Raw genomic sequence first — 459 nt, forward strand, 5'->3', positions numbered from 1 at the left:
ATGACGCCTCACTTGTGCAGGTGCATCAATGGACCGGACTGGCTACGGCCGGCCTGAGTTTACTGACTTATGCCCTTCCCCGTCAGCGCTGGATACCGGCTTCACTAACGATAGTCTTCCTGACCATTGCGGGCCACTATGGCGGTAGTCTGACCCATGGGGAAGGCTTTTTGTCGTTTTCAAAGCACCCAACAACCTCGGGTGATCCTTTAGATATACCCGGGACCATGGATAAACCGGTTGCGATGACCGTTGATTCGGCCGGTAAAGCAGGACAACCACTGGTCAGGCGTACCTTTTTTTATCGTGATCAGGTGATTCCCATTCTGGAGAAAAATTGTTACAGCTGCCATGCTGCCAAAAAGAAAAAGGGCGGACTACGACTCGACTCTGAATCGTTTATCAGACAGGGAGGCAAAAACGGACCGGTGCTGTTAGCCGGTAACCCGCAGAAAAGTA

General features: G+C 51.9%; 1 protein-coding gene. It reads left to right on the plus strand.

The window, feature by feature from the left end:
- Positions 1 to 459 (plus strand): c-type cytochrome domain-containing protein (locus tag BLX24_RS31175; protein ID WP_310590821.1); only part of this gene is annotated, 459 nt, incomplete at both ends.

It is taken from the genome of Arsenicibacter rosenii (assembly GCF_001870735.1).
GTDB classification, from domain to species: Bacteria; Bacteroidota; Bacteroidia; order Cytophagales; family Spirosomataceae; genus Arsenicibacter; species Arsenicibacter rosenii.